Genomic DNA, 25,974 nt, shown 5'->3' with positions numbered 1-25,974 from the left:
CGCTCACGGAGATCGTTTGAAAGCGCTCGCGTCATCAGATGCTGGCCTCCAATCCAGCCAGCATCTTGAATCACAAACCAGCTGCTTTGGGAATCCTACGATTCTCTCAAAACAGGAACCGCTCTAGTTTATCTTGTGATAGGTGACCTTGCCTTCCGGGGATACGATCCGCTGGTAGTTGGAACTTGGCGGGGGAGGCGCTGCCGGAGCCGGCCTCCGTCGCGTTGTGCGCGGCATATCCTCGGTGGCCGGTTCCGCCTCGGTGGCGCTGGCAACCGCCGCCGTATCTTCGGCGGGCGGGGGGAGCTCCACGACGCGCGGCTCGTCGCCACCGTGATTTCCCGACATTTCCGGTGCCTGCCGGGCGATGCTGACGTTGACCTCGCCGAAGCTCGCCCGCAACCGGTCATCCAGCGCCTCGAACCGGCTTTGAAATCCGTTGTTGACGGTGTCCAGCCGCGCGCCCATTCGCTGCTCGAACTGGCCGAGGTCTTCCAGCCGCGCCTCGATCGCGCGCAGGTCGTTGATGCCACGGTATAGATAGACGGCCGCGGTGGCGTTCAGAAGGGCAAACAGCGCCAGGCCGACGCAGACGGCAACGGCCACTCTGAACCGGCTCTTCTCCTTGTCGAGCAACGGCGGCTCGACCGCCGCCACCAGTTCGTCGGGATCGCTGATCGTTGTCATTGGACCACCACCTTGGTGCCGACAGGCACGCGCCTGAAAAGATCGATGACATCGGTATTGGTCAAGCGAAAACAGCCCGACGTGCCGTCGAAACCCACGCCCGAAGGGTCGTTGGTGCCATGGATGCGATAGAGCGTGTCGCGACCGTCCCGAAGCAGATAGAGCGCCCTTGCGCCGAGCGGATTGTACGGCCCCGAGGGAACCATCTCAGGCAACTCCGGCCGGCGGGCGCGCATTTCCTTGGGCGGGTGCCAAGCCGGCCATTCCGTCTTTGACCCCACCTGGACCGTACCCGTCCAGCCAAACCCATCGCGTCCGACGCTGATCCGGTAGCGCAGGGCCTCGCCCTTGCCGGTCACCAGGTAGAGCGCTTTTTCCTGCTTGCGGATGATTATGGTTCCAATCTTCTCGGCCGTGGGAAACACCACCGTCTTGCGCAGGCTGGGACCCATGGCCGGCAAAGGCGGGCGGCTGTCCGCCCACGCGCTCTGTCCGGCTGGAAGCGCCAGCGCCAGGCCGAGAAGGCAGGCGGCCGTCAGTCGAAAGCGATGGCCGCTAGCGGGCCGCATCGTCGAGCCGCTCGCGGAACATCTTCTTCAGATCCTTGTTGAAGCGCGCCCGGCCATCCACTTCGGACGGCAGCATCGCGCGGTTCACGGCGTCGGCCAGCAGGGCATTGTCGAGGCTGACCGATTTGATGTTCGGCGCCTTGAAGATCTTTTCCAGCTCGCCGCGCGAGAAGTGGTTGCCGAACCATTTGCGCTTGTGCTTGTTGGCCACCAGCGTGATGCTGACGTTATTGCCGCGCAGCTCGCGGATCTTCTTGTAGAGCCGTTTGCCTTGCCGCAGCGAAGCGACATTGAGCTCGAAGACGATGAAGATCTCGTCGCTCGTCGACAGCACGGAATTTTGCCAGGGCGTTTCGATGTTCGGCAGGTCGATGACGATGTCGTCGAAACGGTAGGCGACAAGATCGAGCAGCCGGAAGACGAAATCGGCGCCCTGCCGCTCGAACGGCAACTGCGGCCGCTCGAAGGCATAGAGCGTCAGGCCGGAAGGCCGCGACAGCTTGATGACATCCATCAGTTCGACATCGAGCCGTTCCGGCTGGCCGATGATGCCGGCAAGGTCGAACTGGTTGAACAGGTTGAGATAGGCGCCGCAATTGGCGCTCTGGAAGTCGAGGTCGACCAGGCAGGTCGAGGCCGCGCGCTCAGTCGATTTCGAGGCCAGGAATTCAGCTGCCGACAACGCCAGCGTCGTGGCGCCGGCGCCGCCGCTGGCGCCGATGAAGGTGATGATGCGGCTTTTGGTGCCCTGGTTGCCGCTGTCGTGGAAGGTGACGGCGTTGAGCAGCTCCTTGCCGTCGAGCGGCTTGTGCAGCCAGTCGGAGGCATTCATGCGCACCAGCACGCGCGTCTGTTCGGACGTCAGCTCGTCCGAAACCGCGATCAGCGGCACGGTTGCCCACAGTCCACGCGCCTCGACGATGCCTGGATTGCCAAGCAATTCGCCATTGCCGAGATCGAGGATGACGATGCCCGGGCGCGTCTCGGCCGGTGGGCCTTTGAGGAAGTCGCCCGTCTCGGCAACCCGCACGTCATAGATCGCCAGCGCATCGAGCCGCGTCGCCACATCGCGCTTGAAATTCGGATCGGAGGAAAACAGCGCGACCTGCTTTCGCTTGGTGGGCAGAACCTTGGTGTTGATGGCGTTCATGGATACGTGCTTTTCATGTCTTCGCCCGTGACCGTGCTCAGCATGGAGGGCATGGTGATGGTTCCCAATCCGAGAAACCCGGCTAGAAAGAAGAACTGGAAGGGATGATTTTGAATGCTGACGGTGATCGTTGGCACCGGCCCGCTGGGGCGTGTCCAGTAGCCGAGGCCTGAAGCCTGATATTGGATCTGGACCTCGGATTTCAGAAGGGTTGGCAGGAATGTCAGCATTCCCGGCCGGGAGCTGCTGCCGCTAAAGATAAAGTCGAAAGCGGCTTGGCTCACATTGAGGTTCTGGCATGTGGCGCCTGTTCCGCAGGTGCAAGATACTGCTCCGGCGGCACTGGCGGTACAGATGTAGCTGTAGGTGTTGGCTGGAACCGCCTTTCCCACGTCCAGTGGGTCGCTGGGGGTTTTTGCCTCGAGCAGAAGTCCGCTGGCGATCGGAGCGGAAATCTGCGCCAGCCTGGCGCCAGCCTGCACCGCCTTGTTGCCGGCATTCCATTGGTAGAAGGCATAGCCGAAGTCGACGAAACCAAGCAGTAGCGTCAGCAGCACGGGCATTGCAATGGCCGCCTCCACCATTGTCGCGCCGGATTGGTTTCTCCAGAACCTGCCGCGCGACATCACCATCCCAAGACACGCTCCTGATGGAAAACATTGAGCGTAAGGGCACCAAAGCCAAGATAAGACCAGAGGCCCAGAGTGGGATACGGATATGCGGTGCTGACCTTCACCACAATGACCGTGCCGGTGCTGCTGAGATAGAGCTCGGTGCCGGTCGAATCGATCGCCTGGATCGATTTTGCTTTGGTGATGGAGACTTGACCCGTGGTCCACCCGGTAACCCTAGCGCTACCGTTCGTGACGGCCCCGTTCACGGCCAGGTTTGTTGCCAACGCGGAACAAGTATCCCAGTCGCTGCTGCAGCGCGCCATATAGCGAGCAGCATCCTCGACGCCAGCTGCGAGAAGCAGACGCGTGTTGAAGATGTTCGAGAATTCGAAGACGCCGGCCGACAGCAGCAACACGAGTGGCATGACGATCGCTATCTCGACCAAGGCAGAGCCTTGTTCGTCATGGTGGAACCGCTGGAGGAACTGCCTTAGTTTGATGAACATGGCGCTACCGGTACAGTTGCGCTTCGTTGCGAAACGCCTTGTCGACAAGGGTATTATTGGCAAAGGCGCCATCCACGTCGACGATCTCCAGACTGATGGGTTTCTCGCCTGCGGAAGGATCGTCTGGATCCTTCGTGTTGTCCTGCTTCTGAACCGGCGTGTTAATGAACACGCTGACATAGCCGTCCGGCTTGATCGAGACGTGACCGTTTAGCTTGTCCTCGTTGGCGAGGCAGTTGACGATCGCCATGTTGAGCAGCCGGCGATCTGGATCGAGTGTCGGGTTAGGACCCTTGTAGCAGGATGGATCGCCGCTTTCCTTGGTCGGATTCAGCGACTTGTCACCGACAAGGCTTTTGGCGATCTCGTACTTGTAGACGTCATATCTTGATGCGGGAGCGCTCGTGGAGCCGGTCGGGTTGGTGGTGCTGGGGACGTTCGGATACGCCGTCCCGTGGTTGACCTGCCAGTAGCTTGTCCAGAAGCTCTGCGATCCGATCGCGTCGGACATTCCCTTCGCATCGACGTAGTTGGTGCCCGGAGGCAAAGGCAACGCGGTGTTGTCCGTCACGGGATCGTACTTGCTGCAGCCGGTCTTCTGGCCCTTGCGAACGTTGGTCGCCGGCCTGTAATTGAAGTCCTTGCTGTCGTTGTTCAACGAGCCGCTGTAGAGATCGAATCGGGTGTTGAGGCCAGTGTTGACCTGGCCAAGGGTGACGCCGGTCTTCGTGGTCAGTGCGTTGCGATTGTAACAGGTTCCCGAGGTGCCGATCGCAATGGCATCTCGCAGCGAGCTGAGATTGTTGTCGATCAGGCCGAAATTGCCGGGGCCAGGATTGGAATCGACTTTCAAAATACGGAACTCTCGCCCGTAAGTATCGCCCGAGGCAAAGGCTTGCTGGATCGTCTTGCTGGTCGAAGAATCCGCTGTCTCGAACGGGTTGCACATGAACAGGGGAACGGTTTCGCAGATTGATTGAACGAACCCGGCCACCGCCTGCGGCTGGATATCCATGGTGTCCCTGCTGCCGACCAGACTTGCCGGAAAGATCGTCGCGAAGGCACCTGCGCCAGCCGCAACGCCGGAAGCGTTGATCGTGACTTCAGCGAATGAAACAGCCTTGGGATCGGTGCTTGCCCAGTTTGTGCCATCGGCATCGACGCCGGCAGCACTCAATGCGGTTTCGTCGCTGGCGGGGATGCCGGTCAGATAGGTGACGGTCATATCGGCTAAAACCAGCGGATGATCCCCGGATGTCGAAAACAGGGTGTTGTTGGTGACGAGGGTTGTCACGGCCAAGTTGGCCCGGGTGATGGAATCCGATCTGCCGTCCAGTTCCGCGGCGGCGGCAAGCGCCATCGCGTCGATGCCCTTCTGCAGATCGTTGTGGAGGCTGTTGACGCGGCTCATGTCGATGGCAAGCACCGAGAAGCCGATGAGCACGGGTATCATAATCGCTACGAGGATCATCGCTATGCCGCGTTGATCGTTCCAGAAGGCTCGAATGGTCCCCAACATGACCTTACTCTCTGCTCTCTCGCGCAAGGGCCCCTCGCATGCCCAGCGCCCTCCGCATCCTTCCGTTCAGTTCACGGCGTCGTCACACCCGATCCACCGACATTGACCGTGATGGCCGGCGGTGGCGGGGGTGGCGGCGGAAATTTGTAGTTGTGCGCGATAGCGGCGGCGCGCGTGCCGTCGCCTTCGATATGCGTGTTCCTGGAGGCCGGATTGAGCGGGTCGACCGTCTGAAGCATCGAGTTGAACTTCTGCGTGTCGCCGGCGGCCAAGGTCACCGTGTCGTAGTGGTTCAGATAGTCCGCGGCGCAGCCCGAAAGCGACCCGGCGCACAGAATGAGGATCAAGGCGCTATTTCTTGACATAGAGCATCTTGTCCTTCGATTTGAAGTCCAGCATGTGGCCGTACGGGCCGGTGACGCCGTCGCCTTTTTCATATTTGCGGATCATGTCCTTGTTCACTTCGAGCTGCCCGAGCAGGAAGAGCTCCGGGTCGTTGGCGGGCCGGGTCTTGTCGAAAGGCGTCGCCAGCTGTTCGCCGGGCTTCACCGGCCGCACGAGGTGCGGCGTGACGATGACGACCAGTTCGGTCTCTTCCTTCTGGCTGCTCGAGTTGCGGAACAGCGTGCCGATGACCGGCACCTGACCGAGCCACGGCACCTGCTCCTGCAGCCTGGTGATCTTGCTGGACAGCAGCCCGCCGACGGCAAAGCTCTGACCATCGCGCAACTCGACCACGGTTGACAGTTTGCGGTTGGTGAAGATCGGATCGCCGGCGCTGGTGAAGCCGGTCAGGTCGCTGACCTCAGGGGCAAGGCTGATATGGATTTTGTCGTCGTCGAGCACGACCGGCGTGAACAGAAGATTGACGCCGAATTGCTTGTACTCGATCTGGACCTCGCCATTGGCGTCGACGCTTCGGATGGGGACCTGGCCGCCGGCGTTGAAGCTAGCTTGCTCACCGGAAAGCGTGGTGAGGTTCGGATTAGCGAGCGTCCGCACGACGCCCTTCTCTTCGAGCGCTTCAATAATCAGGTCGACCTTGATGTTGCTGTCGATGATCTGGGTGATCAGTGTCGCGAAAGGATTGCTTTTCGACAGCAAACCCGTCAGCAGGGTCCCTGGGGCCGTTCCTGTTGGCGTGGTAGCTGCGATGCCCGTTCCAAAATGAGTTGCATTGCTGTCCCTGCTTCTGAACGACACGCCGAGATCGCGGCCGGCGTTGCGCTTGGCTTCCAGCACACGCACTTCGAGATTGACCTGCTGGCTGTCGTCGACAGTGACGGAATTGATGATGGCGTCGGGACCATATTGCTGGGCCACTTCCATGATCGCCGACAGCGTGGCGCCGTCCTTGACATGGCCGCCAAGCCTGACCTTGCCGTTGATCGAGCCGATTTCGATGCGCGACCTCGGCGAAACCTGACGGATCGCCGCCGCCATGTCGCTGACATCGACGCCGACCTCGATCTGGATGACGCCGAGCGAGCGCTTGTCGGGCGAGAACAGGTTGACCGTGGTGGTGCCGGCGCCCTTGCCGATGACATAGAGCGTGCGGTCGGTCATTGGCTGCGCATCGGCGATCTTCTCGTCGCCGACGACGATGTCGCCGAGATTGGCGTTTACCTGGATCGTCACCGATTGCGACATCGGCAGGAAAACTCGATGGACGCTGGGGTTGGACACGTCGATGAAGCGGTCGGCTGCCTCGGCCACGAGGCTCGTCAACAAAAACGCCAGCAGACAGGACAACGCGCCCGCCGCCATCCTCAACCAAGTCCCCTGCATCCCCGTCTCCCAAATGCTGCTTAAGGCAGCCACCGTGTCGCGCGGTACTATGCCGCAATATTATCATGGTTGTCGCGGCACGTCATATGTCTCGAGCTTCACGCCCCGGAACACGCCCACCGACACATTCTTCGGCGGCTCGGGCTGCACATACTTGACCACTTCCTTGACGACTTCCCGCACTTCAGCTGCCGCCGCTGGAGCGGGCTTAGCCTTGCCCAGCTCGTCAAGCCGGCTTCCAACGCGCTCCACGGCCTGGGTGAGCCCGGCAATCTTGTCCTCGGCACGCTTGCGCTCAGCTTCCGCCAATGCGTCCGCGGCAGCTTTCTTCTCGAGCTCGGCCTGTCGCTTGGCGACGTCTTCTGGCATTTCGCCGGTCAGGTCGGAAAGCGTCACCCGTTCGGTGGCCTCGCCCTTGCTGGCCGCCGCCTGGCGCAGCGCCAGAGACAATTGGCCGGCGCCGGCTGCCAGGGTCAGCTTCTGTGCGTCCTTGGTGCTGACCTCGAGCGTCACTGACTTGACGACGGTCGGGCTGTCCTTGCTCACATCTGCAACCTGGTCGATGGCGAGCACCTTCATGCTCTGCAGCAGCACGTCGACGAAACTCTTGTCCGCACCGTCGTCGCCACGCACCGTGCGCGTCAGCAGAATATCGACGCGGTCGCCGGGGAAAACGAATCCAGCCACCCCAAGCACGTCGTTGACCCTGATGGAAACGGCTTTCATGCCTTCGCCCAGCACCGCCGAGAGCGTGGCGCGCTGGCCGGGGCCGGTGATCTTGGTGGCGAGAACGGGCTCGTTGGTGCCGATCGCCTGCAGCGCCTGCTTTACGCCTTCGCCAGCCAGCATCTCTTTCGTTGTCTTGAAAGCGCCGGCCGGAACCGCGCCCGCCGGCCACGCTATCTCGCGCAACTTGTCGTCGGTCAGCGTGTCACCGAATTTCAAAGGTACGGCCGCCACCACCACCGTATCATGCGGGACGTCATCCGTCCGCGCCATGGCATTGCGCTGGCTGGCCAGCCAGATATTGGCGAGCACCACCGCCAGTACGCCGAACACGCCGGCGAGGACAATCATGATAAGCGTATTAGCGCGCATCTTCCCACCCCACCATCGCCCGCCGGGCGAATGTCAGCCCCTTCAAAGCGCAGAATTCTGGGCCGAAATCGAGCGATTCCGGCCCAGAAGGTTTTTAGCAAGTGCCACCGGCACTACCATCAGCCTTCAGGCCCTTGCCGTTCAGGTTCGCGCAAAGGCCGGTGAATTGACTGCCGACCCATCCGCCGATGGCAATAACCGCAATGATCGATGCCGCCGCAATGATGCCGATCAGGATCGAGTATTCCACCATGGCAGCACCGTTCTCATCATCGCGGAACTGCCTGGCTGCAATGATAAGCCTTTTCATGGCTGTATCCTTCGCCTCAGCAGGTGCCGCCAGCGGTACCATCAGCCTTCAGGCCCTTGCCGTTCAGCTTCGTGCAGAGGCCGGTGAACTGGCTGCCGACCCATCCGCCGATGGCAATAACCGCAATGATCGATGCCGCCGCAATGATGCCGATCAGAATGGAATATTCGACCATGGCAGCGCCGTTTTCATCGTCGCGGAACTGCCGGGTCATCGTCATGAGCTTCTTCATGTCAATTTCTCCCTTTGGAGGTTTGAACCCGACGAGACAGAGCCAAGGATGAACTCCATACCCAAGCATCCCCCGTCATCTCGATCCTAGGTCCCGAGAAATTGCGGAGTCAAACGGGATTAACGGTTCCTTAACTTCCCAATACATGAACTTGCGAGTTGAGAGCGGCTTTAAATTTCAGCAAGAGCTTGATTCGTCTAATTTTTCAAGCGCCCTTAACCATTCGTTCACAATTATGCGTAAGGCCTAATAAAGTGACAGCTACTTTAGATGTGTAGCATATCCCTTTATATCTAGGGGGTTATAGCCAGATATGGAGTGGATTCCGATGTCGGAGCACGCAAGGGCACAGGAGGATCTAAAGCTTAGTCGCACACTCATGTTTGGCAACGCGGGGATCATAAATAAAAACGATATTTTTTGGGTGCGCTCCTTAACTATGTTGAAAGTATTGCCGGCATGTGAGGCGCCCCGGCGCTTGTGCGTCGCTTGGTTAACGTTTAGTTTCCGCTAATATGCGCTGGAGGGGTATAAGGGATTATGCTGGGGCGGTTTATCAAGGGACCAAGCGAGCAGCAGGCCGCGACAAAGGCCGAGCCGCTGACTGTACTGCCCATCGTTCCGGCTGTTTCTCCAGTTGTTGATATAGAACCCCATGGCGACGACTTCCTGACGCTGAAAGTCGAACTGCATCGCCATTTGATTGACAGGTTCAATCTATCCGCGCTCGAAACCGCGTCCAAGGACGAGATTCTGAACGAGATCCGCCCGATCGTGCGCGAGTTCGTGCGCAGCCACAGTGTGCCGCTGAACGCTCGCGAGCTTGATCAAATTACCAGCGAGACTGCCGACGAGATGCTGGGACTCGGCCCGATCGAACCGTTGCTCAAGGATGACACGATCACCGATATCCTGATCAACACCCACAAACGCGTCTTCATCGAGCGGCGTGGCCTGGTTGAAGAGACGGCCATCCGGTTTCGTGACGAGGCGCATCTGCTGCGGGTCATCAACAAGATCGTTTCAGCCATCGGCCGGCGCGTCGATGAATCCTCGCCGATGGTCGATGCCAGGCTGGAGGATGGATCGCGCGTCAACATCGCGGTGCGGCCGATCTCGGTCGACGGCCCGCTGGTGTCGATTCGAAAGTTTTCCAAGAATCCCTATTCGCTCGAACGCCTGGTGGCGCTCAATTCGATCCGTCCGCCAATGGTCGATCTGCTGCGGATCGCCGTGCAGGCGCGCAAGTCGGTCCTCGTTTCGGGAGGGACGGGCAGCGGCAAGACGACTTTGCTCAACGCGCTGTCGAGCTACATTCCGTCCAGGGAGCGCCTGATCACCATCGAGGACGCGGCGGAACTGCAGCTGCAGCAGCCTCATGTCGGCCGGCTGGAGACACGCCCGCCCAGTGTGGAAGGAAAGGGAGAGGTTCGCCAGCGCGAGCTGGTCAAGAACGCGCTCCGCATGCGTCCCGACCGTATCATCGTCGGCGAGGTTCGCGGCGAAGAGGCCTTCGACATGCTGCAGGCCATGAACACCGGCCACGAGGGCTCGATGACCACCATCCATGCCAACACGCCGCGCGATGCGATCTCGCGGCTTGAGCAGATGGTCGGCATGGCGGGAATGCCGATGACGCATGAGTCCATCAGGGCGCAGATTGCTTCCGCCATCGACGTCATCGTGCAGACACAGCGCCTGTCCGACGGCGGCCGGCGCGTGACATCGATATCGGAGATTACCGGTATGGAAGGAAATGTCGTCCAGATGCAGGAGATCTACACCTTCGTGCGTCGCGAGGTGACGGTTGACGGTCAGATCGTCGGGGAATTTCGCGCTACCGGCGTTCGCCCACGTTTTGCCCCGGAAGCGGCGACTCTCGGGCACCATTTCGCCAAGGACGCCTTCAATCCCCAGGTTGCGCTCTAATGCCCACCGGCCAGACCTTGCTCTACTTTATTTACACGCTTACGGCCGCGGCCGTCATTCTCGCCGGCGAGGCGCTTTATCTGTCTTTCGCCGATCGCCGATCCCGTGCCGGCATGATCAACCGGCGGCTGAAGCGATTGTCCGATGAGGTTCCGGCCGAAAGGACCTTGCAGGGATTGCTGCGCGAACGCGGCCTGACGGATACCGGTGATTTTCTTTTCGGCATGGTCGGCTTGAACAGGCTCTACACCCAATCCGGCATTACCGGAAACCCGCTGACTTTCGCCGCGATGTTCCTGGCCTCAGCCCTTGCGATCGCGCTGCTTTTCTCATTCCTTCTGCGTTTTTCCATATTGCCTTGCATCCTGATTTTTCTGGTGACCGGATTTGTCCTGCCACTTCTGCTTCTGCGTCGTGCGCGCAGGAAACGGATCCAGAAATTCGCGAAACAGCTCCCGAATGCACTCGACATGATCGTGCGTTCGCTGCGGGCGGGGCACCCGGCAACGGTGGCCATAGGTCTGGTCGCGCGCGAAATGCCCGATCCGATTGGCACGGAATTCGGCATCGTCTCCGACGAAATCACCTTCGGACTGAGCATCGAACAGGCGGTGCGGAAGCTTTCCCAGCGCGTGGGCTTCGAAGGCCTCCACCTATTGTCTGTGTCGCTGTCGATCCAATCGAAAACTGGCGGCAACCTGACCGAGATCTTGGCTAATCTTTCGTCGGTTCTGCGCGAGCGTCAAAAACTCAGGATGAAGATCAGGGCGCTTTCGTCGGAGGGCCGGGTGTCCGCGTGGATCATTTCGCTTTTCCCGCTCGTAATGTTCCTGCTCCTCCAGCTCGCCGCTCCGACATATTACGGCCAGATATGGCACGACCCTTTGATCATGCCGGTGTTCGTGATCTTCGGAACATGGGCGCTGCTGGGTGACTTCATCATGTATCGCATGGTCAATTTCGATTTCTGACAGGAGCGAGCCATAAACCTGCTATCGAATATTCAGGGACTGAGTTTCCTGGTTTCCACCGCGGTGTTCGTGGCGGCTGCGTCGCTGTTTCTGTTCGGTGCGCTTGTCTTCTTGCCGGCGTTGCAGACGCGCAAGCTGGTTGCCCAGAGCCTGACGTCGGAAGGCATCGTCGACCGCCGCTCGCTCGCGGGGCAGGAACAGTTGCTCAAAATCTCGGCGCAGCGTCCAGTTGACGCCTACTTTCGATCGATGGAGAAGGAACGCAACGAGCCAAATGCGCTCGAGGCGAAGCTTTTTCGCGCCGGGTTTTATCAACCCAGTGCTCCGCTCATCTACACCTTGTCGCGGCTGGGCGCGGTCTGTATCGGCTTTTTGGTTGCCTATGCCCTCCTTGTACGAGTACTCCCGCCTCAACTCCCTGCTTTCATGGCCTTTGCCGGTTCCGCGTTGTTCGGACTCGCCTGCATCGTGATCCCAGCTATCCTGCTCGACCGCTTCGAGAATGCTCAAAAAAATATCTATCGTCGCGGATTTCCCGATTTCATGGACATGATGATCACCTGTGCCGACGCCGGCATGAGCCTGGAGGCGGCGGTCGAACGTGTCGGCGCCGAACTGGCCGGCACCCACAAATGGCTGGGCATCCAGCTTGCGATCATGAACCTGCAATTGCGGGCCGGCAAACCGTTGCGGGAGGCGCTGCGTGAACTCGCGGACCGCATCGGGCTGGAAGAGGCGCGCTCCCTGGCCGTGCTGTTCCGGCAGTCGGAGGAACTCGGCACCAGTCTGACGGATGCGCTGCGCGTCTATAGCGACGAGATGCGCGGACAAAGAATTCTGAGCGCTGAGGAGAAGGCCAACGCCCTGCCTGTCAAAATGATGATCCCGTTGGGATTATGCATCTTCCCGGTGGTCATGATGGTGATCATGTTGCCGGTGATCATCCGCATGAAGGGCATTTTCTTCTAAACGGTTCTATGCTTTGATTCTAAAATAGAGTCGCCGGACTCTGGGGGATAAAATGACAGGGCCAATGCGCCTCGCAACCGTCGTCGCTGCCAGTCTCTTGATGGCAGCCCTTGCCGGCTGCCAGACAAACGGCGCCGACACCACTGGCGGTGTCGTGCGCACCAATGAACCCTCGAAAGGCGATGTGACGTCCTTTGGCGATGCGTTCGACGGATTGAAGACGGTCAGCGACGTCGAATATTACGCATCGGACCAGGCCGTGGCCGAAGCCAAGAACCAGTTCCGCGCGGAAAACTATGGCAACGCCGGCGCGCTGTTCTTCAAGGCGACGCAACTGGCCCCCAATGACGGCGGCGCCTGGATGGGACTGGCCGCTTCGTGCGACCGGATCCACCGCTTCGACCTCGCCGATCGTGCCTATGGCCGCGCCTTCAAGCTGATGGGGCCGTCGCCCGAATACTACAACAATGTCGGCTATTCCGATCTTCTGCGCGGCAAACTGCAGGACGCGCGCGGCAATTTCCTCAAGGCTTATGAGCTGGCACCAAACGATCCGACCGTAGCCAACAATCTGAAGCTGCTGTCGTCGAGCGTGCAGAACATCGAGCGCTAGCATGCTGCTCGTCGAAGCGCTGCTGTTGAAGGCCCTCGCCATCCCGCTGCTCGCCAGGATTGCGTGGCTCGACTTCACGACGCAGAGGATTGCCAATCGCGATGTGCTGCTGCTGCTCTGCCTGGGAGTGGGGTCCCTGTTGCTGCTTGTGCTCCGATCCGGATCCTGGTTGGACATGGGCTTGAGCGCGGCTGCCGGCCTCGTGCTGTTTGTAGCCTTGTTCCCGTTCTGGGTCTTGCGCAAGATCGGCGCCGGCGACGTCAAGCTGATGGCGGTCGTCCCTTTTCTGACTGGCGGCGAAGACCTCGTCGTTTTTTCCGTGCTGCTCCTGGTTTTCGCCCTCGTCACCGCAGGAGCAATGAAAAATCCATTCCTGCTGCCCGCGGGCGCCTTCCGCATCTACGTCCAGCATCTCGATCGCAAAGGCGTTGTGCCGTTTGGCGTGCCGATCTCGGTCGCGGCGATCTGCACGACAGCCCTCGTGATCTATGAAAATATGGTGTTGGCGAACAGTTCTGGAATCCTGAATCAGCTTAACTAACCCCGGCAGCGCGGGCAGCCGCCATCGACCAGAAGATTCCGGTTGTGATCGTCGATTGGATGGCACCTGCGCGATCGACTGCCAAGGGGTCAACGGACATAGGCTTGGCGCCCTTGATCTGGTCCTTGCAGGTACTTCGCTTCGTTGCCGCGCTGATGGTCGTATATGTCCACGCGGCCCAGACCGCCGTTACGGCCACCGGATCCAATGGCCTTTTGCCTCACGATTTGCAGGTGGCCGGCTTCGCAGGCGTAGACATCTTTTTTGTCATATCCGGGGTGATTATTGCCAGGACGGCACCTTGCCTGACCTGGCGATCCTTCGCTTGGAGACGGTTCCGGCGCATCGTTCCGCTCTACCTGCTGATCAGCATCCCCTATGCGATCGTCGCCTACAAAACCGGCTTCGGCTGGCGGGACGCGGTGGCGACACTCCTGCTGTGGCCCGCTACGGATCAAATGACCGCGCCAGCATTGCCCGCGGCCTGGACGCTGTGCTTCGAAATGCTGTTCTACGCCGCCGCAACCATGGTTCTCGTCGACCGGCGGCTGCTTTGGGGTCTCCTCGGTATCTTCGGCCTCGCAATGATGTTTCGCTCGGCGGGTCCGGTGCTGCAGTTTCTTGGCAACCCGCTGATCATCGAGTTCGGCTTTGGCATCGCTCTCGCCTATGCACCCAAGTGGAGACCGGCGGTGTGGTGCCTGCCGATCGGCGCCGCGGCGATGATCGCTGTGGGATTCATCGGGATGGCGCCGCAAGGGGGGACGATGGAGTTTCTCGCCGGCGATAACGGGTTCCAGCGCGTGCTGGTTTACGGTCTCCCGGCGGCGATGATCGTCTTCGGCACGATGCAGATCGACGCACAGCCGAGCGCATGGACGGTTCTCGGTGATGCCTCCTATATGCTTTATCTGATCCACACTCTGCCGATAACGCTGCTTTTGATGGTGTGGACCGTTTTTCCGATTCCTGCCGACCTCATCATCGTGATCGGCACCGCAACATCAGTTCTTTTCGCTTGGCGGATGTACATCCGGTTCGAGTTGCCGCTGCGCAAATTCCTGCGCCGGTATGATCCCCAGCTGAAGACTGGCCGCCATCCAACTGGCCTGGCACTACGGGATTGACGCATGCGCTTCGACAGAAGCTGCCCAGCTTCGAGACGGAAATCTTGTTCCCGACGACTCTCCATGATCGGCGGCGGCAGTCACTAAATATTACGTGAGGGAACGCCCGGGCCGCCAGTAGCTTTGACAATCGAGGCGGTTGTCGCCTCGTTCAAAACTCCAAGGAGATCAAGAATGCCCAATCAAGGTGGAAGCCATGAGCAGCATGTGAAAGCAGGCCAGCAGAGCCATAAGAACATGGACGACAAGAACCGTCAGCAGCAGGCGGCGGGCGGCAGCCAACGCCAGCAAGGTGACGGGTCGGGCACGCGCGGCGGGACCCATGAACAGCATGTGAAGGCTGGCCAGCAAAGTCACAAGAATCGCTAGCCAGAGCTTGATGGCACCGAGCCCGTCCCGAGCAATCGGGATGGGTTCTGCATGTCACACCACTCATCGAAAGCCGCCCGGTTCACTGCCGGCCAGCAAACCGAGAGAAAAGGATTTTGATGCCCGATCCGAGAGAACCCGATCCCAACCGCGATGTACCCATGCCGGCTCCCAATTGGAAGCCCGAGCCGATCGGCGAACCGGAGCCGGACCGATTGCCCGACGAGGCGCCGCTACCCAATCCCGACGAGAATGAAGAGCCCCCGATGCATGCGGCCGGCTGACCGGATTGCGCACGTCGTTGGGGTCACTCTTCGTCGAAGCGGCCGCCTTCCCTCGAAGGATCGCGTGAAATGACCGCCTCCTCGACATCGTCGGGCAATGCCTCGTCGCTTTCCTGGTAGGGGTTGTCGTCGTCTTCCTCGGGCAAGTCGCCTTCCTCCTCGGCCCCGTCTTCCACCGCCGCATTGTCGGGAAGGATTTTCGCCCCTGCGAGCGCGTCCCAGTCCTGCTGCCCCATGGCGGGACCTTCGGTTTCGTCGGGGTCTTCGGCCTGCACCGCCGGTTGCTCTGTTTTGCGGGGGTCCATCGTCGTTCTCCGAAATCCTGAGGAGTTGCCCCGGTCGCCTGGCGCCCGGGGCACAAACTTGCCAGCTAGGCGGCCTGTTCCAGTGCACGCTCGTTGACGCCGCCCTCGCCAAGGCTGGAAAGGGCCTCGTCGGTCGCCATCTCCTCCTCGAGGGTCGCGTTGAGGAGGTTGACCACGTCGCCCTTGCCGAGCTGTTCGGCCCAGGCGATCAGCGTGCCGTAGCGCGCGATCTCGTAGTGTTCGACGGCCTGCGCCGCCCCAACCAGCCCGGCGTCCAGCGCGGGGGCGCCCTTGTATTCCTCGAGGATTTCCGAACCTTCCTCGAGGATGCCGTCGATGGCGGGGCAGGTCTTGCCCCGGGCCGGCTTGTCGAGAAGCTCGAAGACCTGTTCGAGGCGATCGACCTGGCCCTCGGTCTCCGCCAGATGTTTCTCGAACGCCGCCGCAAGGTCCTCGGATTCGGCGCCCTTTGCCATTTTCGGCAGCGCCTTCAGGATTTTCTTCTCGGCATAGTAAATGTCCTTCAGCCCGTCGAGGAACAAGGCTTCAAGGCCCTTCGTTGCCGCTTTCTTCGCAGTCGCCATAATTGTCATCTCCAATTGTCGTGAAGCCCACCATCGGTGTAGCTGGGACTCAACTTGCTATCGGGACGGTTGTTCCAGCCGTCTCGCAAAGAGGCTGCCTCCGGCTCGGCCCACGCGCCGCCGCGGGGCGAACTCCCTCACTGGATCTGCCGCATGGTGCACTGGCGCGGCGCCTTGTCCGGCCGCCAGCGCAACAATTTGGTGCCATGCCGGAACCTGTCGCCGGTGACGTGATCGAAGCGGACCTCGACCACCAGTTCCGGCCGCAAGGGTTCCCATTCGCCGCTGCGCTGCGTGCTCCAGCGGCTCGGTCCGCCTGGCGCCTTGCCGGTGAAGCCAGGTCCGCCACGCAGCTTTTCCAGCTTTCGGGTGACGCCGGCCCGGTCGTCCCTGCCGATGGTCGAGGTAAAGCCGACATGGTTGAGTTTGCCGCTCTCCTCGTAGAGGCCGAGCAGGAGCGAGCCGACCTCCTTGCTGCCGGCCAGATAGCGAAATCCGCCTACCACGCAGTCGGCCGTACGCAACCGTTTGACCTTGACCATCGCGCGTTCGCCAGGCCGGTAGGGGTCGGCCAGCAATTTGGCGACGACGCCATCGGTGGGGCCGTGGCCGGCCCCTTCCAGCCAGCGCCTGGCGGCCGCCGGATCGGTCGCGCTGGGCGAGAGCCGCAAGCCGGGTTTGGCGCTATCCCGAACGAAGCCTTCGACCGCCCGGCGGCGGCTCGACAACGGTTCGTCAAGCAGGATCGTCCCGTCCGGCGCAACCGGCATGTCGAACAGGATCAGCCGCGCCGGCGTTTGCACGCTCAGCTTGCGGATACGGCTTTCGGCCGGGTGAAGCCGCATCTGCAGTGCGTCGAAAGAAAGCTGGCCTTCGAGTTCGATGACGATTTCGCCATCGACAACGAAGTTGCGGGCCTCGACCTGCTGCAGCATGGCGACGAGCTCCGGGAAGTAACGGCCGAGAGGTTTGCCGGATTTCGCGCGCAGGTCGACATCCCTGTCGCCTTTGAAGGCGAGGCAGCGAAACCCGTCCCATTTGGGCTCGTATTGCCAAAGGCCTTCGCCTTCCGGGAGGGCATCGGCGGCCTTGGCCTCCATGGGAGGCGTGTCCAGGGGGAGGGCAAACCTGTCCTTCATTGAGCCGTTCAGTGGGCGTGGTGTTCGGCATTCCTCTTGCGCGTCGCCGCCGCCTTCTTTGCCGATTCGGACCGGCTCGCGGCCGATCGGGAAGCCGACGCCTTTCCGCCGCTCTTGCCGCCCTTGTGCGCTGCCGGATGGCCCGTGTGCTTGCCACGCCCGGAGCCACCTTCCTTCTTGCCGCCACCATCGTCCTTGTTGACCGTTGCCCATGCGCGGCGCTCGGCTTCCTTGTCGGAGACGCCACGCTTCTCATAGCCTTCGGCGATATGGTCGGCCTTGCGTTCCTGCTTGTCGGTGTATTTGGATTTCTCGCCTCGTGGCATGATCGCTACTCCTTCTCGCTGGAGGTTGAACGTTAGGCCGGCGCCCGGGTTCCAACGCGGTCGGCGAACCGCCGTTCCCGACATCGCCCATGACCGCGGCCTGGCTGCTACTCCTCAGGCGCCGTCGCTGGTGCGGTGTAGCGCCGCCGTACGGCATCGAGCACCCGTTTGCGGCTCTCTTCCGCCGAAAGCTTCCTGTCCTTTTCCGCCTCGGCGGTTTCGCGGGCGAGGTCCTTGTCCCTGATCTGGTGGCGGAACCATTTCGAATAGTCGCCCGCGCGCAGATGGAACTCCCAGGTCTTGTCGTCTATGCCTTCGGCCATCTGGGCAAAGATCATCAGATTATGGGCCCTCAGGTTCATTGCATCGTCGGGACCGCGGAAATAGAAGCTGCCGGTCTCATCGAGTTGGCCCTCGGCATATTTGCGGCTGTGGCGCTTGAGAGACTGGCGAGGTTCGATCACCTTGACCGTCGTGAGTTTTTTGCGCACCTGCGGCCGCCAGAAAAGAACCCGGTCGCCCTTGGGCGTGGGAATGTCCTTCGGTGGCTCGATGCCGGTCTCGCGGCAGAAGGCCTTCACCACGTCCTTCGCCGTCGGTCCAAGGGCGATAACGGCCGTAACCAGGCGCAGGGCGTCGGTCGAAATCGCTTCGGGATGGACGGTGATCAGGATTGTTCCCGGCAGTTCCAGGGAGAGCACGGAGCGCGTATCGTCGCGCCGCTTCGGAAGAAGATGGTGCGCTTCGTCGATGACCAGCCAATGCGGTCTCGCGGTGCGGCGGCGGAAGCTGCCAAGGCCAGGCAGCAGGTCGGCAAAGAAATCAGGCCGTTCGTTGACACGCAGCGAAAGCCCGTTGACGACGACATTGCTGTCGGCCTTGGCGACCAGATCCAGCACCTGCGCCTTTGTGGGCGCGCTCGATCCGTCCCCCAGCCGAACCGCACCCTCGAGGCCATCATAGTCGCCCTCAGGGTCGAAGACGCAAAACTGAAATCGGTTCTCGACGAAGCGTTCCGTCAGCGCGGTGGCCAGGGTGGATTTGCCGATGCCCGAACTGCCGGCGATGAGCACGCTGTCGGTCGGCGACAGATAGATGTCGTCGCCACCGGACGATCCCAGAACAATGCCGTCATGACGCCTCGGCACGATCCCGTGGTCGCGCTTGATCAGCTTGGCGATCAATTCCTCGACGCCTTTGCCGCGTGCACCGCTCGTGACCAGGGTTGCGGTGCTCTTGACCGCGGGTATGGCATTGTCGACCGCAACGCTGCAGCCGCAGGCCTGCAGGAAGGCATGATCGTTCTCGGCGTCGCCGATACCCACCACATTATGCGGCGACAGGCGAAGATCCTCGAGCGCGGCAGCCAGCCCGGTGGCTTTGTTGACCCCGCTCGGCAGGATCATCACCGCACCCTTGTTGAAGATGATTTCGAGCTCGAGCCCCATCTTCTTGATGACTTCGAGCACGGTCGCCTGGTGTGGCTCCCAGGTGGCGACGATCGAACGTCCCACCGAAAGTGGCTTCACCCCCTGCTTTTTCAGTCTGGCGACGAATTTGGGCTCCGGCGATAGCGAGATCACCCGCTCCTCCTCGCTCGCCGGGGTGTAGATCAGGGCACCGTTCTCGGCGACGACCTTGTCGAACAGGCCGACATCGGGAAACACGCGCTTGAGGTCGGGCAGCTCGCGTCCGGTGACCAGAAGCAGTTTACGGCCACTTTTCTTGAACCGCTCCAGCGCGGCGAGCGTCTTCTTGGAGACAGCCCCGTCATGCGCGAGCGTCCCGTCATAATCGGTCGCCAAGGCAATGAAATACATTGCGATGACCTCAGTAGCCGCCGACGATCGGCAGGATCTCGCCGGTGATGTAGCTCGAGCAGTGCGGAGAGGCCAGGAACACATAGGCCGGAGCCAGTTCCTCCGGCTGTGCCGGCCGTTTCATCGGCGTGTCCGCGCCGAATTTCGAGACGTCGCCGGCTTGCTTGTCGGACGGATTGAGTGGCGTCCACACCGGGCCAGGCGCGACCGCGTTCACTCTGATGCCCTTGGCGATGAGATTGCCCGAAAGCGCGCGCGTGAAGGCATGGATGCCGCCCTTGGTCATCGAATAGTCGACCAGTTGCTTCGAGCCGTCTATGCCGGTAACCGAACCGGTGTTGACGATCGCCGAGCCTGGCTTCATGTGCGGCACCGCTTCCTGTGCCATATGGAAATAGCCATAGAGATTGGTCTTCAGCGTCGTGTCGAAATGTTCTTCGGTCAGGTCGCTGAAGTCGCTGGAATGGATCTGGAAAGCGGCGTTGTTGACCAGCACGTCGATGCGGCCGAATGTTTTGACCGTGGCCGCCACGGCATCGTGGCAATCCTGCCGTTCGCTGACGTCGGCCTTGATCAGGATGCAGCGTCGACCTTCTTTTTCGACGGCGGATTTCGTCTCTTCGGCGTCCCTGTCCTCGGCCAGGTAGACGATCGCGACATCGGCGCCTTCGCGGGCGAACAATACCGCCACCGCACGACCGATGCCGGAATCGCCGCCGGTGATGAGAGCCACCTTCTCCTCGAGTTTCCTTGATCCGAGATAATAGGGAGCATCGTAGAGCGGGGCAGGTTCGATCGCCGCTTCATGCCCGGGTTTGGCCTGATGTTGCTTGGGGAAGGGCGGCTCGGGATAGGTGCGCGCGCCTGCCTGCATGGCGTGCTCCGCCTTGCCGTTGCGCTTCGATTTGTCCTTGGCATCGACGCCGCGCTGGATATGGCGCTGCTTGGCGGCTTCACCGGCGGTCCGGGATTTCGTCTCCATGGTGGTTCTCCTGGGCTGAAGAAAGTTCGCGCGCCAAACCGAAAGGTCAGCGCGACGCATAAGCTTGTCGAGAGGTGTCGCCGCCCGTCCGCGTCAGTCCTTGACATAGGCGCCGGGTTGGCGGCCCGATTTTGGAGACTTCGCGTCCTTCGAACGTTCGGAGATCGCCGGGCCCGCACCGGATGTCTTTTCGGTTGCAGGGCTGGGTGTCGCCTTGCCAGGCGGGTTCTGGCCTTCGGACTGATGTGTTTTCTCATTTGTCTGATCCGCCTGCCGCGTGAGCCCCATCCCGCCTGCCGGCGGCTTGTTGCCCGCCGCATCGGGCGAGAAATCGTCGCTCGGATCCGGGCCGGTCCTGGCGGGATACTTCCGTGCGCCGGTTTCATATTCGGTCCTGTCGCGTGCCATGGCTGCCTCCGTGTTTGCCTGAACGCAAAACAGCCGCGGGCCGATCAGGTTCCGAACAAACGCCTTTGAACCGCCATGCAGGCTGTGCCGCCAGGGCAAGTGTTTCGCATCGGTCGCCAAAAACAGAATGTCGTTCCTTACGGATCGCATAGGTGCGATATAAATATCGGCTACTGGCGATATACGGGGAATTCATGGATCACGATGCCATCCTGAAGGCGTTGGCCCATCCGGTTCGGCGCCAAATGTTGAACTGGTTGAAAGAGCCGGAAATGCATTTCACGAGCCAGGAACATCCACTGGCCATGGGCGTTTGCGCGGGGCAGTTCGAACGTTGCGGTCTGTCGCAATCAACCGTGTCGGCCCATCTCGCCACGCTTTCATCGGCGGATCTGGTGACCACACGCCGCCTTGGTCAATGGGTCTTCTACAGGCGGAACGACGAAACGATCGCCGCTTTCCGCGCTTCGCTCTCCGATATCTGAACCTGCATTTGCTTGAGTATGAAAGGCCTTCCGATGACCACACTTTTCGACCCGATAGCGGCCGGCGACCTCGCCCTCGCCAACCGCATCGTCATGGCGCCGCTGACGCGCAATCGCTCGCCGAATGCGGTTCCAGGGGATCTGTCCGTCACCTATTACCGCCAGCGTGCCACCGCGGGCCTGATCGTGACCGAAGCGACCGCGATCACTCATCAGGGCCAGGGCTATGCGAATGTGCCGGGTCTTTACGCGCCAGAACAGCTCGCCGGGTGGAAGAAGGTCACCGACGCAGTGCACGCCGAAGGCGGCAAGATCGTCGTTCAGCTCTGGCATGTGGGGCGGATTTCGCACACATCGCTGCAGCCGGGAGGCGGCAAGCCTGTTGCGCCGTCGGCGATCCGCGCGAAATCCAAGACCTTCCTGGTCGGAGCGGATGGCAGCGGCAGCTTTGCCGAGACGTCCGAGCCGCGGGCACTTGAGGAAGGCGAGATCCAGGGTATCGTGCAAGACTTCCGGCGTGCGGCGAAAGCGGCAATCGAGGTCGCCGGTTTCGACGGCGTCGAGATCCACGCGGCCAATGGCTATCTTCTCGACCAGTTCCTGCGTTCGGGCAGCAATCATCGGACCGATGCTTATGGCGGTTCGATCGAGAACCGTGCCCGCTTCCTGTTCGAGGTGGTGGAGGCGGTCGTCGGGGAAGTCGGCGCCGGCCGGACCGGCATTCGGCTCTCGCCGGTGACGCCGGCCAATGACTCCTCCGATCCCGAACCCCAGCCTTTGTTCGAATACGTGGCCAGGAAACTCGGCCGCCATGGATTGGCCTATGTCCACGTCATTGAAGGTGCGACGGGCGGGGCCCGTGATTTCCAGCAAGGCGAGCGGCCGTTCGACTATGCCGCCTTCAAGGCGGCCTATCGCGATGCGGGCGGTGCCGGCGCCTGGCTGGTCAACAATGGCTATGACAGGGAACTCGCGGAAGCTGCGGTGGAGGCAGGGCGTGCCGATCTGGTCGCTTTCGGAAAATTGTTCATCGCCAATCCCGATCTCGTAGGCAGATTACAGCAAGGCATCGCGCTGAACGCCCCCGACAGCAATACGTTCTACGGGGGCAATTCGAAGGGATATACGGATTATCCGACGGCGGCATAGCAGCTCGCCGACTGAACCGAAGTTCCGGCGGGTCGCGGTCAATCCCGCCATGCCGGAACTTCGGCGGATCACTCAATGCCGCTCGGGATGCCCAGCCCATGACACATAAAAAGCAGCTGCGGCTCGGCGCGTTCATGCGCCCGGTCAGTTTGCACACAGGCGCCTGGCGTTATCCCGGCGCCTATCCGGACGCCAATTTCAACTTTGCCCATCTGAAGCGCTTCGCCCAGACGCTTGAGGCGGCGAAGTTCGATGCCTTCTTCATGGCCGACCATCTGGCAGTGCTCAACATGCCGATCGAAGCGCTGCGGCGCAGCCATACGGTGACGTCGTTCGAGCCATTCACGCTGCTGTCGGCGCTGGCCGCCGTCACCGATCATATCGGGCTGGTCGCCACGGCATCGACGACCTTCGACGCGCCCTATCATGTCGCGCGCCGCTTCGCCTCGCTCGATCATATCAGTGGCGGCCGCGCCGGCTGGAACATCGTCACCACGTCCAATCCCGACGCGGCGCTGAACTTCGGTCTCGACGAACATGTCGAGCATGATGAGCGCTACCGGCGGGCGCGGGAGTTCCACGATGTGGTGACCGGGCTGTGGGACAGCTTTGCCGACGACGCCTTCATCCGCGATCCTGAAAGCGGGCTTTATTTCGATCCGGCGAGGCTGCATGTGCTGGATCACAAGGGCGAGCATCTTTCGGTGCGGGGGCCTCTCAACATTGCTCGGCCGGTGCAGGGCTGGCCGGTCATTGTCCAGGCCGGCGCGTCGGAAGCCGGACGGCAACTGGCGGCCGAGACGGCGGAGGTCATCTTCGCCGCGCATGCCGACCTCGCCGCCGGGCAGCGGTTCTTTGCCGACGTCAAGGGCCGGGCGCAGAAACTCGGCCGCTCGCGAGACGACATCAAGATCCTGCCCGGCGCCTTCGTGATCGTCGGCGACAGCGCCGAGGAAGCACAGGCCAAGCGGGCCAGGCTCGACAGCCTCGTCTATTACGAAAGCGGCATCGCCTCGCTGTCGATAGCGCTCGGGCATGATGCATCCGGCTTCGACCCGGACGCGCCCTTGCCGGACATTCCCGAAACCAACGCCAGCAGGAGCGGCCGGGAGCGCGTCATCGAACTGGCGCGCCAGGAGAAACTCACCGTCAGGCAGCTCGCGCAAAGGCTGGGCGGCTATTCCGGCCTTGCCTTCGTCGGCACGCCAGGGACCATCGCCGACGACATGGAGGAATGGCTCGTCGCCGAGGGTTCCGACGGGTTCAACGTCATGTTTCCCTATCTGCCCGCCGGACTTGACGATTTTGTCGGCAAGGTCGTGCCTGAACTGCAGCGGCGGGGCATATTCAGGCAGCAATATGAAGGATCGACGCTGCGCGAGAATCTCGGCCTGAAGCGGCCTCCCAACAGGTTCTTCGCGTAGAACGTCATCCGAGGAGAACTATGCAATGTCGACGCTGACGAACACCCGCATCGTGCTCGCGGCGCGGCCGCAAGGCCGGTCCAAGCAGAGCGATTTCCGCGTCGAGTCCGTCGCCATCGGCGAGCCGGGGGAGGGCGAACTGCTGTTGCAGATCCTCTATCTGTCGCTTGATCCGTATATGCGCGGCCGCATGAACGCCGCCAGGTCCTACGCCAAGCCGGTCGAGATCGACGGCGTGATGGAGGGCGGCACGGTGGCGCGCGTCGTCAAATCTCGCCATGCCGGCTTCGCCGAGGGCGATATCGTGCTGTCCCACTCGGGATGGCAGAGCTTTGCCGTTTCCGACGGCGTCGGGTTGCGCAAGCTCGAACCAGCGGCGGCGCCCGTCACCACCGCCCTCGGGGTGCTCGGCATGCCAGGCTTCACCGCCTATGCCGGCCTGCTCACCATAGGACGGCCAAAAGCCGGCGAGACCGTGGTCGTGGCGGCCGCCGGCGGCGCGGTCGGATCGGCCGTCGGCCAGATCGCGCGCATCAAGGGAGCTCGTGCGGTCGGCATTGCCGGCGGCCCCGAAAAATGTGCTTTCGTGCACCAGGAGCTCGGCTTCGACGCGGTCGTCGATCATCGCGCCGATAATTTTGCCGAGCAACTGAAGGTTGCCTGTCCTGGAGGCATCGACGTCTACTTCGAGAATGTCGGCGGTCCTGTCTGGGATGCGGTATTTCCACTGCTCAACGAGTTCGCGCGCGTTCCGGTCTGCGGATTGATCGCGCAGTACAACATCCCTGCGGATTCCGGCGCCGACCGGCTTCCGGCGCTGATGCAGCAGGTGCTGCATCGCAGCCTGACGATAAGGGGCTTTATCCAGCGCGAATTTGTCGATCAACGCCCAGCCTTCTATCGCGAGATGGCCGAATGGATAGCGTCCGGGCGTGTGCGGTACCGGGAAGATATCGTGGACGGCATAGGGAATGCGCCACAAGCGTTTCTGGGGCTTCTCGAAGGAAAGAATTTCGGCAAGCTCATTGTGCGGGTCGCGGGATAGTCATCTCCCGGACGGCCAATTTCGGGAGGCAGTCTTTTAGGAATGAGAGCATGGCGATACACTTCCGTGCCTGCCGGCCGGCTTCATGGCCGGACTCGCCCCCGCAGGCAACCCCGTCGAGCAGCTTGATAAGCGCGCTGCCAGACACCGCCATGCTTCTTCTTCAGCGCGTCCCGGGAAGAAAAATCTTCTCCGATTTCGTCCTACGGCGATCGTCAATTCCTTTCGTTCGGTACCAATGTCTATAAAAACTATGGACATTCTGGCACACTGGCTCGAACATACAACAAGGCGTCCATCATGACCAATCCGGCCATTGTCGGCTTCTCCGGCAATTTCACGCGGCCCTCCAAGACCCGTGGCTTCGTTGACCATATCGTGACGGAAATTGCCGGGCGATACGGCCTCTCCGCCAGCACCCATGACATCGTCGATCTCGGTCCCAGTCTTGGCAGTGCCAAAGGGACGCGTGACCTGGATGGACAGGCCCGCGCCGTTCTCGAGCGGATCCTGGCCGCCGATGTCCTGGTGGTCGGCTCGCCCACCTACAAGGGCAGCTATACCGGTCTGTTCAAGCATTTCTTCGATCTCGTCGACCCGGCCGCCCTCAGGGGCAAGCCGGTGCTATTGGCGGCGACCGGCGGCGGCGACCGCCATGCGCTGATCGTCGAGCATCAGCTGCGGCCGCTGTTCGGCTTCTTTGAAGCCTTTGCGCTGCCGACGGCCGTCTACGCCTCGGAGAAGGATTTCGTCGACGGCGTGCTGGCATCCGAAGCGATCCGGGCCCGCGTCGGCCTTGCGGTTGACGATGTCGGCCTGGCGCTCTTCGGCAGGCAGCGCGCCAGGATCGCCGCCGAGTAGCGTGCTCCGGAATAAATCCCGCGCGCCAACCTCGTCAGGCGCGCGGTGGTGCGACTTCCAGGCGCTGCCTGAACCTCTTGGCCGTCCGGGTGGCAATCGGACGTGACCAGCAATCCAAATGTCCAATCCGTCAAGGTTGCCGTGGTCCCAGCCGATGCCGTAGACAAGCG

31 protein-coding genes are annotated in these 25,974 nt (G+C 61.4%); 13 read left to right on the top strand and 18 right to left on the bottom strand.

The annotated features are described in order from the left end of the window. Positions 1-123 precede the first annotated feature (123 nt). The 11 genes from EN804_RS22500 to EN804_RS22450 form a co-directional block, all read right to left on the bottom strand. On the bottom strand, positions 124-687 hold the full coding sequence (locus tag EN804_RS22500; RefSeq protein ID WP_135921408.1) for a hypothetical protein: 564 nt from the start codon (positions 685-687) through the stop codon (positions 124-126). Then, positions 684-1,256, bottom strand: coding sequence for a L,D-transpeptidase (locus EN804_RS22495; protein WP_135921407.1), 573 nt, complete (start codon positions 1,254-1,256; stop codon positions 684-686). Before EN804_RS22495 ends, EN804_RS22500 begins: the two co-directional genes overlap by 4 nt. Continuing rightward, positions 1,243-2,406, bottom strand: a complete 1,164-nt coding sequence (locus tag EN804_RS22490; protein ID WP_135921406.1) for an AAA family ATPase — start codon at positions 2,404-2,406, stop codon at positions 1,243-1,245. The genes EN804_RS22495 and EN804_RS22490 overlap by 14 nt, the downstream gene beginning before the upstream one ends. After that, positions 2,403-3,038, bottom strand: a complete 636-nt coding sequence (locus tag EN804_RS22485; RefSeq protein ID WP_135921405.1) for a TadE/TadG family type IV pilus assembly protein — start codon at positions 3,036-3,038, stop codon at positions 2,403-2,405. The genes EN804_RS22490 and EN804_RS22485 overlap by 4 nt, the downstream gene beginning before the upstream one ends. Then, positions 3,032-3,526, bottom strand: coding sequence for a TadE/TadG family type IV pilus assembly protein (locus tag EN804_RS22480; RefSeq protein ID WP_167531360.1), 495 nt, complete (start codon positions 3,524-3,526; stop codon positions 3,032-3,034). The genes EN804_RS22485 and EN804_RS22480 overlap by 7 nt, the downstream gene beginning before the upstream one ends. Positions 3,527-3,530: 4 nt before the next feature. Next, positions 3,531-5,072: a pilus assembly protein TadG-related protein gene (locus EN804_RS22475; protein WP_135921404.1), complete on the bottom strand. Its 1,542-nt coding sequence runs from the start codon at positions 5,070-5,072 to the stop codon at positions 3,531-3,533. 44 nt (positions 5,073-5,116) lie between these two features. Continuing rightward, positions 5,117-5,392, bottom strand: a complete 276-nt coding sequence (locus EN804_RS22470; protein ID WP_245511741.1) for a hypothetical protein — start codon at positions 5,390-5,392, stop codon at positions 5,117-5,119. A gap of 4 nt (positions 5,393-5,396) precedes the next feature. Next, positions 5,397-6,833, bottom strand: a complete 1,437-nt coding sequence (locus EN804_RS22465) for a type II and III secretion system protein family protein (RefSeq protein ID WP_135921403.1) — start codon at positions 6,831-6,833, stop codon at positions 5,397-5,399. A 63-nt stretch (positions 6,834-6,896) separates the two neighbouring features. Then, entirely contained in the window at positions 6,897-7,931 is a 1,035-nt protein-coding gene (gene cpaB, locus EN804_RS22460; RefSeq protein ID WP_135864975.1) for a Flp pilus assembly protein CpaB, read from the bottom strand. Positions 7,932-8,025: 94 nt separating this feature from the next. Continuing rightward, complete coding sequence (locus tag EN804_RS22455) at positions 8,026-8,241, bottom strand: Flp family type IVb pilin (RefSeq protein WP_135864977.1); 216 nt, start codon at positions 8,239-8,241, stop codon at positions 8,026-8,028. A 16-nt stretch (positions 8,242-8,257) separates the two neighbouring features. After that, the gene (locus EN804_RS22450; RefSeq protein ID WP_135864980.1) at positions 8,258-8,473 is read right to left on the bottom strand and encodes a Flp family type IVb pilin; all 216 of its coding nucleotides are present in this window, start codon (positions 8,471-8,473) and stop codon (positions 8,258-8,260) included. A gap of 540 nt (positions 8,474-9,013) precedes the next feature. Between EN804_RS22450 and EN804_RS22445 the strand changes: the two genes are divergently transcribed. The 8 genes from EN804_RS22445 to EN804_RS22410 all read left to right on the top strand — a co-directional run bounded on the left by EN804_RS22445 (position 9,014) and on the right by EN804_RS22410 (position 15,276). Further along, the gene (locus EN804_RS22445; RefSeq protein ID WP_127870465.1) at positions 9,014-10,402 is read left to right on the top strand and encodes a CpaF family protein; all 1,389 of its coding nucleotides are present in this window, start codon (positions 9,014-9,016) and stop codon (positions 10,400-10,402) included. Positions 10,403-10,515: 113 nt separating this feature from the next. After that, positions 10,516-11,373, top strand: coding sequence for a type II secretion system F family protein (locus tag EN804_RS22440; protein WP_245512068.1), 858 nt, complete (start codon positions 10,516-10,518; stop codon positions 11,371-11,373). An 18-nt stretch (positions 11,374-11,391) separates the two neighbouring features. Then, the gene (locus EN804_RS22435; protein ID WP_135864984.1) at positions 11,392-12,342 is read left to right on the top strand and encodes a type II secretion system F family protein; all 951 of its coding nucleotides are present in this window, start codon (positions 11,392-11,394) and stop codon (positions 12,340-12,342) included. A gap of 52 nt (positions 12,343-12,394) precedes the next feature. Next, entirely contained in the window at positions 12,395-12,955 is a 561-nt protein-coding gene (locus EN804_RS22430; protein WP_167531359.1) for a tetratricopeptide repeat protein, read from the top strand. 1 nt (position 12,956) lies between these two features. Next, complete coding sequence (locus EN804_RS22425) at positions 12,957-13,496, top strand: prepilin peptidase (protein ID WP_135921402.1); 540 nt, start codon at positions 12,957-12,959, stop codon at positions 13,494-13,496. 104 nt (positions 13,497-13,600) lie between these two features. Next, positions 13,601-14,623 (top strand): acyltransferase, encoded by a 1,023-nt coding sequence (locus tag EN804_RS22420; RefSeq protein ID WP_246693463.1) that lies wholly within the window; start codon positions 13,601-13,603, stop codon positions 14,621-14,623. A gap of 174 nt (positions 14,624-14,797) precedes the next feature. Continuing rightward, on the top strand, positions 14,798-14,992 hold the full coding sequence (locus tag EN804_RS22415; protein ID WP_127870469.1) for a hypothetical protein: 195 nt from the start codon (positions 14,798-14,800) through the stop codon (positions 14,990-14,992). Between the two features lie 119 nt (positions 14,993-15,111). After that, the gene (locus EN804_RS22410; protein WP_127281181.1) at positions 15,112-15,276 is read left to right on the top strand and encodes a hypothetical protein; all 165 of its coding nucleotides are present in this window, start codon (positions 15,112-15,114) and stop codon (positions 15,274-15,276) included. Positions 15,277-15,299: 23 nt separating this feature from the next. On the opposite strand, the gene EN804_RS22405 is transcribed toward EN804_RS22410, so the two are convergent. From EN804_RS22405 to EN804_RS22375, 7 genes are all read right to left on the bottom strand, one after another. Continuing rightward, positions 15,300-15,581 (bottom strand): hypothetical protein, encoded by a 282-nt coding sequence (locus tag EN804_RS22405; protein ID WP_127281180.1) that lies wholly within the window; start codon positions 15,579-15,581, stop codon positions 15,300-15,302. Positions 15,582-15,646: 65 nt separating this feature from the next. Beyond that, positions 15,647-16,165: a ferritin-like domain-containing protein gene (locus EN804_RS22400; RefSeq protein ID WP_127281179.1), complete on the bottom strand. Its 519-nt coding sequence runs from the start codon at positions 16,163-16,165 to the stop codon at positions 15,647-15,649. A gap of 137 nt (positions 16,166-16,302) precedes the next feature. Further along, positions 16,303-17,304 carry an ATP-dependent DNA ligase gene (locus tag EN804_RS22395; RefSeq protein WP_127870471.1) on the bottom strand — a complete coding sequence of 334 codons (1,002 nt, stop codon included), beginning with the start codon at positions 17,302-17,304 and terminating at the stop codon, positions 16,303-16,305. 8 nt (positions 17,305-17,312) lie between these two features. Continuing rightward, positions 17,313-17,630 carry a hypothetical protein gene (locus EN804_RS22390; RefSeq protein ID WP_023771230.1) on the bottom strand — a complete coding sequence of 106 codons (318 nt, stop codon included), beginning with the start codon at positions 17,628-17,630 and terminating at the stop codon, positions 17,313-17,315. A 107-nt stretch (positions 17,631-17,737) separates the two neighbouring features. Next, on the bottom strand, positions 17,738-19,450 hold the full coding sequence (locus EN804_RS22385) for an HAD-IIB family hydrolase (RefSeq protein ID WP_135921401.1): 1,713 nt from the start codon (positions 19,448-19,450) through the stop codon (positions 17,738-17,740). A gap of 10 nt (positions 19,451-19,460) precedes the next feature. Next, positions 19,461-20,432, bottom strand: coding sequence for an SDR family oxidoreductase (locus EN804_RS22380; RefSeq protein WP_135921400.1), 972 nt, complete (start codon positions 20,430-20,432; stop codon positions 19,461-19,463). A gap of 93 nt (positions 20,433-20,525) precedes the next feature. Then, complete coding sequence (locus EN804_RS22375) at positions 20,526-20,960, bottom strand: hypothetical protein (RefSeq protein ID WP_245464446.1); 435 nt, start codon at positions 20,958-20,960, stop codon at positions 20,526-20,528. A 74-nt stretch (positions 20,961-21,034) separates the two neighbouring features. Between EN804_RS22375 and EN804_RS22370 the strand changes: the two genes are divergently transcribed. From EN804_RS22370 to msuE, 5 genes are all read left to right on the top strand, one after another. After that, positions 21,035-21,325: a metalloregulator ArsR/SmtB family transcription factor gene (locus EN804_RS22370; RefSeq protein ID WP_127279601.1), complete on the top strand. Its 291-nt coding sequence runs from the start codon at positions 21,035-21,037 to the stop codon at positions 21,323-21,325. A gap of 33 nt (positions 21,326-21,358) precedes the next feature. Continuing rightward, positions 21,359-22,474, top strand: a complete 1,116-nt coding sequence (locus EN804_RS22365) for an alkene reductase (RefSeq protein ID WP_127279602.1) — start codon at positions 21,359-21,361, stop codon at positions 22,472-22,474. 98 nt (positions 22,475-22,572) lie between these two features. Beyond that, positions 22,573-23,898: an LLM class flavin-dependent oxidoreductase gene (locus tag EN804_RS22360; RefSeq protein WP_135921399.1), complete on the top strand. Its 1,326-nt coding sequence runs from the start codon at positions 22,573-22,575 to the stop codon at positions 23,896-23,898. A gap of 25 nt (positions 23,899-23,923) precedes the next feature. Then, entirely contained in the window at positions 23,924-24,943 is a 1,020-nt protein-coding gene (locus EN804_RS22355) for an NADP-dependent oxidoreductase (RefSeq protein WP_135921398.1), read from the top strand. A gap of 300 nt (positions 24,944-25,243) precedes the next feature. Next, on the top strand, positions 25,244-25,804 hold the full coding sequence (msuE, locus tag EN804_RS22350) for an FMN reductase (RefSeq protein WP_127870476.1): 561 nt from the start codon (positions 25,244-25,246) through the stop codon (positions 25,802-25,804). The last annotated feature ends 170 nt before the right edge of the window (positions 25,805-25,974 follow it).

This window comes from Mesorhizobium sp. M8A.F.Ca.ET.161.01.1.1 (assembly GCF_004792105.1).
Taxonomy (GTDB): domain Bacteria; phylum Pseudomonadota; class Alphaproteobacteria; order Rhizobiales; family Rhizobiaceae; genus Mesorhizobium.
Note: the sequence above shows the minus strand (reverse complement) of the source record. Positions and strands in the feature narration are given on the sequence as shown.